Origin of the sequence: Aquimarina sp. AU119 (genome assembly GCF_900312735.1) — a bacterium.
Taxonomy (GTDB): domain Bacteria; phylum Bacteroidota; class Bacteroidia; order Flavobacteriales; family Flavobacteriaceae; genus Aquimarina; species Aquimarina algiphila.
The window spans coordinates 1-9,624 of the sequence record NZ_OMPF01000017.1 but is presented as its reverse complement, the minus strand read 5'-3'; the positions used below and the strand labels follow the sequence as shown (position 1 = coordinate 9,624).

Annotated in this window: 14 protein-coding genes; all 14 read left to right on the top strand. The window is 32.9% G+C overall.

Annotated features, from left to right (window positions below; all coding sequences use genetic code 11):
- The first annotated feature begins 1,143 nt into the window (after positions 1-1,143).
- On the top strand, positions 1,144-1,737 hold the full coding sequence (locus DK442_RS16620) for a phosphopantetheine-binding protein (protein ID WP_109437031.1): 594 nt from the start codon (positions 1,144-1,146) through the stop codon (positions 1,735-1,737).
- Between the two features lie 192 nt (positions 1,738-1,929).
- On the top strand, positions 1,930-2,220 hold the full coding sequence (locus tag DK442_RS16615) for a hypothetical protein (protein ID WP_109437030.1): 291 nt from the start codon (positions 1,930-1,932) through the stop codon (positions 2,218-2,220).
- Positions 2,217-2,543, top strand: coding sequence for a hypothetical protein (locus DK442_RS16610; RefSeq protein ID WP_109437029.1), 327 nt, complete (start codon positions 2,217-2,219; stop codon positions 2,541-2,543). The genes DK442_RS16615 and DK442_RS16610 overlap by 4 nt, the downstream gene beginning before the upstream one ends.
- A gap of 84 nt (positions 2,544-2,627) precedes the next feature.
- A complete protein-coding gene (locus tag DK442_RS16605; protein ID WP_109437028.1) occupies positions 2,628-3,095 on the top strand; it encodes a hypothetical protein in 468 nt (155 codons plus the stop codon).
- Between the two features lie 222 nt (positions 3,096-3,317).
- On the top strand, positions 3,318-3,815 hold the full coding sequence (locus DK442_RS16600) for a hypothetical protein (RefSeq protein WP_160114224.1): 498 nt from the start codon (positions 3,318-3,320) through the stop codon (positions 3,813-3,815).
- A gap of 185 nt (positions 3,816-4,000) precedes the next feature.
- A complete protein-coding gene (locus tag DK442_RS16595) occupies positions 4,001-4,492 on the top strand; it encodes a hypothetical protein (protein ID WP_109437026.1) in 492 nt (163 codons plus the stop codon).
- Between the two features lie 284 nt (positions 4,493-4,776).
- Positions 4,777-5,376, top strand: a complete 600-nt coding sequence (locus tag DK442_RS16590) for a hypothetical protein (protein ID WP_109437025.1) — start codon at positions 4,777-4,779, stop codon at positions 5,374-5,376.
- A gap of 21 nt (positions 5,377-5,397) precedes the next feature.
- Positions 5,398-5,784 (top strand): hypothetical protein, encoded by a 387-nt coding sequence (locus DK442_RS16585; protein ID WP_109437024.1) that lies wholly within the window; start codon positions 5,398-5,400, stop codon positions 5,782-5,784.
- 297 nt (positions 5,785-6,081) lie between these two features.
- Positions 6,082-6,729 carry a DinB family protein gene (locus tag DK442_RS16580; RefSeq protein WP_109437023.1) on the top strand — a complete coding sequence of 216 codons (648 nt, stop codon included), beginning with the start codon at positions 6,082-6,084 and terminating at the stop codon, positions 6,727-6,729.
- A gap of 626 nt (positions 6,730-7,355) precedes the next feature.
- Complete coding sequence (locus DK442_RS16575) at positions 7,356-7,592, top strand: hypothetical protein (protein ID WP_109437022.1); 237 nt, start codon at positions 7,356-7,358, stop codon at positions 7,590-7,592.
- Between the two features lie 4 nt (positions 7,593-7,596).
- Positions 7,597-7,887, top strand: coding sequence for a hypothetical protein (locus tag DK442_RS16570; protein WP_109437021.1), 291 nt, complete (start codon positions 7,597-7,599; stop codon positions 7,885-7,887).
- A gap of 189 nt (positions 7,888-8,076) precedes the next feature.
- Positions 8,077-8,694: a hypothetical protein gene (locus DK442_RS16565; RefSeq protein ID WP_109437020.1), complete on the top strand. Its 618-nt coding sequence runs from the start codon at positions 8,077-8,079 to the stop codon at positions 8,692-8,694.
- 221 nt (positions 8,695-8,915) lie between these two features.
- A complete protein-coding gene (locus DK442_RS16560; protein WP_109437019.1) occupies positions 8,916-9,236 on the top strand; it encodes a hypothetical protein in 321 nt (106 codons plus the stop codon).
- Positions 9,237-9,427: 191 nt separating this feature from the next.
- Positions 9,428-9,624 (top strand): DUF3841 domain-containing protein (locus tag DK442_RS16555; RefSeq protein WP_160114223.1); only part of this gene is annotated, 197 nt, incomplete at its 3' end.

Genomic DNA, 9,624 nt, shown 5'->3' with positions numbered 1-9,624 from the left:
ATAACGGAATAAAAACTGTACACAACACTATATATGTGATCATAGCAGTTAAGTGATGAATCGAATGGTTGCTGTATTTTGGTAAGGCGCAATGCTTGCAGAAGGTAAAAGTTAGCAATCAATGCGCGGAAAAGTCGAAAAGCTAGGTAACATTTTACACAGCTACGACACATATATTAAACGTTATGGGTCAGCATCAAGGGTCTGAAAAGCACAACGCAAGCAGAATCTCGGCGGACCAGCCACGGACCAGTGAGCTGAGCTTGTTTTTAAAAATCCAGTCGCATACAAAGTCCAGTACCCATCCGCGGCGGACGAAAGGTTTGGGCATTTCCCCAGTGGTCATCCCCTAACCCAAAGTCGCAAAGCGATCGCAGAGAGTTTGAAAAAGATAACGCAAGCAAAACCTAAGCAACATCACTTTGCTAAGGTATGTTTGCAAAGGCAACGGCTGACGAAAAAGCCGACCCATAACAAGATGTATGAAATCAGGGCAGTTTGGATTAGAACCAATGATCGGTTTTTGTTTGCAATGGCGCTGATTTTTAATAAGTTTACAATAAATTAAAAACAAACGCAGTTGGATCGAATGGCAAAGGCAGTTTTGCAAGCCCGGATTCATACATGCGGCGTTATGGGTCAGTAAAAATTGACTAAAAAGTTATCTGACAAGAGTTACCTAAGCAGAACGCAAGCAAAACGCAAGCAGAAGTTAAACGGACAAGCCACGGACTAGTGAGCTGAGCTTGTTTTTAAAAATCCAGTCGCATACAAAGTCCAGTACCGATCAGCGGCGGACGAAAGGTTTGGGCATTTCCCCAGTGGTCATCCCCTAACCCAAAGTCGCAAAGCGATCGCAGAGAGTTTGAAAAATATAACGCAAGCAAAACCTAAGCAACATCACTTTGCTAAGGTATGTTTGCAAAGGCAACGGCTGACGAAAAAGCCGACCCATAACAAGATGTATGAAATCAGGGCAGTTTAGGCTAGAACCAATGATCGGTTTTTGTTTGCAATGGCGCTGATTTTTAATAAGTTTACAAATAAATTAAAAACAAACGCAGCTGGATCGAGTGGCAACCGCATTTTTGCAAGCCCCGATTCATACATGCGGCGTTGTACAGCATTAAAAAACAATATAAGATGGGATTAGATTCTATAGAATTGGTAATGTCTATCGAAGACAAATTTGGAGTAACTATTCCGGATGCCGAATATGCAAACATTGGTACGATTCAACAAATGGCTGATGCAATCTTTCAAAGATTAAAGCTGGAACCGAATAAGAAATGCTTATCACAAATAGTTTTCTATAGATTAAGACGTGCTTTTGAGGAGTTTGGTAACGAGAAACAAAGTATTTCACCAAATACTAAAATGATCAATTTACTCAACAAAACTGATCTAAAATCTGATTGGACTAAATTAGAGAATCGAATTGGACTAAAAGTTCCGGATTTAGTTGACCTAGATTTTAACAGTACTTTGAACAAAGAAGTTCGCTTTTTAGGTTTCAAAATATTTGATCGAACGGAACCTGTAGCAGAAAATACTTTGCGAAAACTTACCGATTGGATTATTTCAATGAATTCCGATGAATTGATTCCCATCGAACGTATTTCGAGTAAATACGAAATAGAAAGAATTATTTGTGGAATAACGGAGGATAAAACCGGAGTTCCGATAAGTGAAATTGAATTACATCATTCCTTTGCAAATGATCTGGGAATAGATTAAATAAAAACGCTGTACAACAACATATATGTGATCATAGCAGCTAAGTGATCAATCAAAAGGTTCTTGTATTTTTAGTAAGGCGCAATGCTTGCAGGAAGTAAAAGTTAGCAACCAATGCGCAGAAAAATCGAAAAGCAAGGTAACATTTTGCCCTGCTACGACACATATATTAAACGTTGTCATTAATTTAGGATGAATAAAGATCAAATCAAAAAAGAATTTCAAGAAAATTTTCTGGAATTAAGAAAGCTCATGAATTCGTGGGAATTAATTCCTGGTTCTCCGAAAGATGAGTTTGATTCTTTAAATCATCAAATTCTGAATCATTTATATAAAGGAACGGATTTTGAAAAAATCTCTCGTGTTTTAAATAGTGAATTGACCGTTACCTATGGTTTGTCATATGATCTAGAAGATTCTGAAAAAATCACGACCGAAATTATGGAATGGTGGAACTTTAAAAACTCTTACGAAACGGAATGAACTCTGATGTAATTAGCGTTAAGGCTAAACTGACTTTGTACTCAACTAAAAATGGTGGCAGAAAAACACCAATTGCTACGGAATATCGTCCTAATCACGTAATGGAGTATTTCCCAAATTCAAATGAATTTCCAACTACTTATATTGGACAAATTGAATTTGATAAAGAACTAATCTACCCTGGTGAAATAGAACACGTGATAGTTAGGTTTTTAAGACATCAAAATATTGAGGAGCTTTTAGTTAAAGGGCGGATTTGGTGGATTCATGAAGGCCCGGGAAAAATTGGAGAAGCTGAAATAATCAAAATTATAAATGAATAAAAACTAATGACAACACGATATATGATGTCATAGCAGCTAAGTGATTAATCGAATGGTTGTTGTATTTTTAGAAAGGCGCAATGCTTGCAAAAAGTAAAAGTTAGCAACCAATGCGCGAATAATGTCGATGGCTTGGTAACATTTTGCCCTGCTACGACACATATATTTAACGTTAGCAATAATAAAACTATAACTCTATTGATTAGTAATAAAACAATTTTAGTGCTTGGAATATTAATTACGTTTCAATCTTGTCTAACCACGAAATTTGATAGTATTGATAAAAAGGCTTGCAAGAAAATGGAGTATCATTTAGAGATTATTTCAAACTATATTTTTTATTCAAAAGAGAATGTTCAATCAGTAGTTACTTCCGCTGAGTTTATGGAAAAAATTTCAGGCCATGATTCGGAAGCTGGTTATGAATTCTCTGGAAAATCACCTCCAACTGTCAACGATTATTATACTTGGACGGCCTGGTATACAGCAAATCATAATAATCTGAGATACAACAGAAGGAAGAAAAAAGTTTACCAAATAAAACCTGAATAAAATATAAATTTAACGGATTAAAAACTATTGCTAACACTATATATGTGATCATGACAGCAAAGTGATCAATTGAATTGTTGTTGTATTTTTGGTAAGGCGCAATACTTGCAAAAAGGAAAAGTTAGCAACCAATGCGCAGAAAAATCAAAAAGCAAGGTAACATTTTGCCCTGCTACGACACATATATTAAACGTTACCTACAAGCTAAAAACTTAACCTGAATTGAATAATAACAAATTAAAAACAATAATATTCCTAAGTTTGATTCCTTCTTTAGCGATGGCCAATGCAGGTTCACCTATGATGTGGTTCGGAATTCTACACTCTTTAGTTTTAAATTTATTGATTGGAATATATGAAAGTGAATATTTAGAGAAAAAAGAAATTCCCAATAAAATGTGGTTAATAGTCATTGGGAATTATTTTTCAATGATTGTTGGATTATACTTTATTGCTCCATATTTTTCATCTATTACTGGAAATATTGATTTTTGGGGTGGAAAAACAAGGTTTGGAGATTATAACTTAACTGGATTTATATTTGGAATGTTAGCCTCCTTTATATCGACATTGATATTGGAATTTCCATTCTATTATTTATCTGTTAAAAATAAAACTAAAAGAAAAAACGGAGTAGGAAAATATATTTTTGCTAATACAATCTCAAATACAGTAATGTTTTTGATATATCTAATGATAATTTTTAGAGGAAGTAAATAAAAAGCCAGTAGGTAACATTATATATAAAATCAGAGCAAAGTTAGTAATAGATCGAAAGATCATTTCCTTTTTGCGGTGGCGCTAAATTTTTATAAATTAAACAAGAAATAAAAATGCGCAGATAGATCAATTGGTTCAGGTGCGTTTGCCTTGCTCCAATTTATATATTTAGCGTTGTAAAACATTTGAAGAAGTTAATATACATATTATCAATTATCTTAATTCAGGCAAGTTGTTCGGATTCTAATCAAAAAAAGCGAACAGTTACTGAAACTAGATTCCTATCTGGAATTTCAAATGATTCTTTAAAAATCAGAACGGAATATAAGCTTGTTAAAACTATAACCGATTCTGTAATGGAATTTGACTACATAAGTGTGACTGATTCTACACGTAATTTTAGTGTTAGTTTTAAAAAACATCAATCTGAACTAATTTTAGGTTTTACACGCTATAAAATAAATAAGAATAATGATTTAAATAACATCATAATATCAAATTACCAATTTGAAAGTTATATTCATATAACGCCAGAAATAGATGGAATGGGACCAATTCTATTTAATCAAAATTATGGAATATTAGCTATTGGAAATCCACTAGGGCCAGCCGCAGCTTTTACGAAAAACAAACCCAAGTTTGAAGTTGTAAATGAAATTTTCGAAAAACTATTTTAAATAAAATATTACGCAAATGGACTTTACTCAGGTAAAAACAATGGAATTGAAATTGATACAAAAAAACGTTTTACAACAACATATATGTGATCATAGCAGTTAGGTGATCAATCGGATGGTTCTCGTATATTTGGTAAGGCACAATGCTTGCAAAAAGTAAAAGTTAGCAACCAATGCGCGAATAATGTCGATGGCTTGGTAACATTTTGCCCTGCTACGACACATATATTTAACGTTGTACAACATTAGATAAAATTGCGGAATTAAATCAAAACTATATTCTATTGGAGACTAAAAAAGAGGAATTTGAATTTGTTTACGTGGAGAACAACGGAACAGTTCGCGAATTGGATGATGAAGAAATAGAATACTTACAAACTGAATTCCAACCAGGAGATGGAGCTAGACCGTACATAAAAAATAGCTATAAACAACGTACACCAGATAACAAAATGCACGGGTTCATACTAAGAAGTAATGTCCCTGAGAATATTAAGATAATAAGAACTAATCTTAGATATCTAGAAATTCGATTTCCAATTAATATTTATGATTCTGGAAAAGCAATAGAGTTATCAGTAGGGATATATAGCGTAAAAGTTATTGGTGGTTGGGATGTCTCAATTGGTAATTTTACATTCTCCTTAAAAAATATGAAGAATGGAAAAATAATTCTCCCTGAAATAACAAATTGGAGGTTTCAATCATATGAATCAGGAGAAAGAGCCAAGAAGATAATGGTTTTAGATATTCCTGAAAGAGGAGATTATATAATCGAATTTAAAAATCAAGAGGACTTAAAAGTAAGACCATCGAATTTGATAATTACTAGGTTATTCGAAAAACAAATCCCAAATAATGAATTACGGATTTGGATTGGATGACATAATCTGACTTAACAAAATATGGAAGTAGAAGAGTTCAACAAGAAAATCGAAAAAATTAAAGAAGATGCTGTTAAAAATATCTTGAGTCATTTCAATAGAATAAATGACAAATTATTCACCTTTAACAACATTCTTATTGGGGGATATTTTGCTCTTTCCAGAATTTATGATGATATAAACATAAAGGTAATTATGATTCCTCTCATAAATCTAATTTTTCTAATATTTTTAGAATATTTAATGATGGAAAAAAGTCGTAAAGAGGCTTCGGTTGATGAACTTGGTTTGGATGAATTCATAAAGTTTGCGAAGAACAAGGAAACAAGACCAACCCTATTTTCTTTGCTTGCAATTATATCTACATTAAGTGTTTTTGGTTATTTTGTTTATTTATTGATTTTCTAAATTTAAAAGAAACGTTGTACAACAACATATATGTGATCATAGCAGCTAAGTGATGAATCGAATGGTCTGTGTATATTTGGTAAGGCGCAATGCTTGCAAAAAGTAAAAGTTAGCAACCAATGCGCAGAAATACAGAAAAACAGGGTAACATTTTGCCCTGCTACGACACATATATTAAACGTTAGAAACAATTACCTCTTTTTCCTGAAAAATTAATTACTTTGTGGAAACGTTTTACGGAAGAGATCGAATTAAAAGGTGATGATTTTTAAATAATTACAAAACGTTACTCAAAATATGAAGAATCAACCAGAGAATAACAACAGAAGAAATTTCTTAAAAAAATCTGCACTTTTAACTTACGGATTAGTTTCTATTCCATTCGTTGGAATTGCTAATGAATTACCCAATCAAACTGAAGATAGTCTCTATATTATTGGGCCGAGAGACGGATTTGACCCGCAAGTTGGAACTTTACTGTCAACTATGAACATGATGAGAGCTTGGGTTATAAACAGTGTGAAAGATTTAACAGTTGAGCAACTTGACTTTCAAGTCGATGAACAATCAAATTCTATTGGAGCTATGTTACTACATTTAGCTGCAACAGAAAAATATTATCAACTGCATACTTTTGACGGTCTTGAATGGGGAAAATGGAGTGAAGACATTAAGTCCGAATGGGATATTCCTTCAGGACTAGGGAAACTTGGTAGAGAACAAATAATTGGAAATGAAGTTGGTTACTACCTAGAAAAACTTAAAGAAGTAAGAGAGCACACAAAAAAGGAATTTGCAAAAAGAGGAGATAAGTGGCTTATGGAGATTGATCAGGATTGGCCATGGGGTCCAACCAATAATTATTGTAAATGGTTTCATGTTTGCGAGCATGAGTCCAATCATCGAGGACAAATGAAGTTTATTGTAAAAAGATTGCCATCTTAAAAACAAAAGTTTCTAACACGGTGTATAAAACATAGCTAGTAAGTGCTAAACCGAAAGGTTTGTGTTTTATTTGCCAAGACCGCCAAATTTTTAATTTGGTTTTAAAACTGAAAAGTTAAATCAAAATATAAAAAATTGGCTCAGTGCTAAACCGGAATATAGTATCTTTTACACGCTACGTTTCATACACAAACCGTTAAGCGCCAGCATCGGAGGTCTGAAAAGCAAAACGCAAGTAGAACGTAAACGGACGGGCTACGGAGGAAAGGTCTGAGTATTTTCTCGAAGATTTTTACCAATTCAAAAGTTGGAGCTCCTCCCCGATTCGGACGGAATTTGGGCCAGTGATTTTTTTTGTAAGAGTTATCGTCCAACCCAAAGTCGCAAAGCGATCGCGGGAATTGGAAAAAGCGGTTCGCAAGCAATAATCGCTTTGCTTAAGGCAATTTTGCAAAGTCCCGGCTGAATAAAAAAGCCGGCGCATAACAAAATGTATAAGTTCATAGCGGCGGAAATTCCTAACGGAATTTTACGCGCATTTGTTAACTTTGGGCAATGCGGAAAATTCTTTGTCGACAAGTCCGCTACGAAACTATACATTAAACGTTAGCTACAATTATCAGATAATGAAAAAAGAACACAAGAAAATAATTGACCATATTTCTACCTATCTGAATGAAAATCCAGGACAAAGGTTTGGCCAGGCAATTTTCAATCTTAAAATCAACGAATTCATAGAAGAAGAAAACTTGATTAATCCTAAATACCAACTAAGAGATATTCATAATGACTCGGACGAAAAAATACTTGGGCGGATTGAATCTCAACTAAAGTGGTTTAACAAACAAAAAGAAAGTTTATAATTTTATGAAACTGTCTTGTGAAAAATGTTCGAAAAGAGAATTTGAAGTTCCAAATTTCACATCTGAAGAGAAAAAAAATCTTTCTGAATTAAAAGCCAATAATAAACTTGGAGAGTTAATTCAAAAAATAGAATCACTCTATGACATAGAAAGTATTGATGCTAAGTTCTCCTTTATGCATATTAATAAAAAGTACGGAAAGTGTAATCGCTGTAATGTTGACTATCTTGAAGGGGAATATGTTGAATGTCCTAAGTGTAAGGCTTTAAATTTTAACTGGAAAACGGAAAAATAAAAAGTAGCTAACATTATATATGAAATCAGAGCAAAGTTTGGGGTTAGATCGAAAGATCATTTCCTTTTGTGGTGGCGCTAGATTTTTATAAATTAATAAAGAAATAAAAATGCGCAGATAGATCAATTGGTTTAGGCTTGCTTGCCTTGCTCCGATTCATATATTTGGCGTTACAACACATTTAAGCCGATGAGAGTTTTAATAGTAATTTTTAGTCTTCTTCTAAGTTGTAAAACAAATAAAATTTCTCGTGAGAATGTAGAATCCTCAACACAAATTGTTAAAATTCAGGAATCAATGCTAAATGAGAATATAACGGACTATTTTATTATTGAGCACATTCAATATGGAATGATCAGAATTGCCAAAAAAAAATACTCAAAAGCGGAAGTTTGTCTTCCAAATGGAACTTATTACTCTTTATATGCTTTTTGGAATAAGAATGAATTGAATTATATTCAAAAATTCGATAACTGTGGTGAATTTCAGCCAATTATTATAAAAAACTCAAGTCCATACGAATACTACCAAAATAATTCTCGAGAAATCATCAAATCAGAAGTAAAACAATACAAAACTGATAATGAAAGCTACATGACCTTAACTCATCAACCTTTGAGATACTTTTGGTTTGTAAAACAAAATGAAATTTTCACTTCAAATTTTGACAAATTTGATTTAACGACAACTGAGGACGAACCAAATTTGAATCACGAATCCAATAATGAACAACCAATAGTAAAACTTAATGAGAAATCAGAAAAGCTTATTATATTATTGAATGAACAAAATAAATTTAAACGTTAATAAAACGTGTTGTAACAACACCTATGCGATAATGCGGGGTTTAAGTTTAACCGAAAAGTCATTGCCTATTTGGTTTGTCGCCAAAGATTTAAATTTAGTATTTTAGAAAAGATAAAAACAAAACATAAACTTTGGCTAAGTGTTAGGTCGAAAACCAGTGATTTTTTGCTTCCGCACTACGCATAGCTAAACGTTGTGATACATTCCAAAAAACTAAATAAATGAGCAAAATAGGACTTGATATTTATAAACTATATTGTAAATATGGTATAGCTCAATGGGAAGAAGATCGAACAGCAAAGCCCAAAGATGTTCCTGAAAATATTGGCAATGATTTTGAGACAATCGCAACTATATCCAATAATCTTTATATGATTAAATCAGGTCTTTACAACAGTAAACTTGCTGGAGAAATGAAAAAGGAAATTCTGGAATTGAAAATAAAAATAACGGACGAAGTATATGATTATATCGAACGCGATGAAAAAATATTTCCGGAACGAAAACCTAATTTTTTACAACGCATTTTGAGTAAAATTTAAACGATATCACAACACTATATATGTGATCATAGCTGATTAGTGATTAATCGAATGATGGTTCTTGTATATTTATAATGGCACAGTGATTTTAAAACTGAAAAAGGAATAAAATCTGTGCAGAAGAGCCCAAGGCTAGGTAACATTTTGCAAAGCTACGACACATATATTAAACGTTATCTACAATTAACTAAATGAAAGTTAAACTTTGGACAATACAAGATGAAAATGGATGGAATGAATTACAAACCAAAGGAATATTAGTAGCAAAGCAGCAATTTGTAGAACCAGATTTTAAAGATGGATATGATTGGATGAAAATTCAAATGAATAAACGAATTGGAAAACCAGATGAAAAAGGTCAATATCCAATTTGGGCTTGGTATCAATC

What these genes read in the sequence shown, in the direction of transcription:
- DK442_RS16620 (WP_109437031.1), top strand. Translation starts at nt 1,144, where the DNA reads ATGGGATTAGATTCTATAGAATTGGTAATGTCTATCGAAGACAAATTT.
- DK442_RS16615 (WP_109437030.1), top strand. Translation starts at nt 1,930, where the DNA reads ATGAATAAAGATCAAATCAAAAAAGAATTTCAAGAAAATTTTCTGGAA.
- DK442_RS16610 (WP_109437029.1), top strand. Translation starts at nt 2,217, where the DNA reads ATGAACTCTGATGTAATTAGCGTTAAGGCTAAACTGACTTTGTACTCA.
- DK442_RS16585 (WP_109437024.1), top strand. Translation starts at nt 5,398, where the DNA reads ATGGAAGTAGAAGAGTTCAACAAGAAAATCGAAAAAATTAAAGAAGAT.
- DK442_RS16580 (WP_109437023.1), top strand. Translation starts at nt 6,082, where the DNA reads ATGAAGAATCAACCAGAGAATAACAACAGAAGAAATTTCTTAAAAAAA.
- DK442_RS16575 (WP_109437022.1), top strand. Translation starts at nt 7,356, where the DNA reads ATGAAAAAAGAACACAAGAAAATAATTGACCATATTTCTACCTATCTG.
- DK442_RS16570 (WP_109437021.1), top strand. Translation starts at nt 7,597, where the DNA reads ATGAAACTGTCTTGTGAAAAATGTTCGAAAAGAGAATTTGAAGTTCCA.
- DK442_RS16565 (WP_109437020.1), top strand. Translation starts at nt 8,077, where the DNA reads ATGAGAGTTTTAATAGTAATTTTTAGTCTTCTTCTAAGTTGTAAAACA.
- DK442_RS16560 (WP_109437019.1), top strand. Translation starts at nt 8,916, where the DNA reads ATGAGCAAAATAGGACTTGATATTTATAAACTATATTGTAAATATGGT.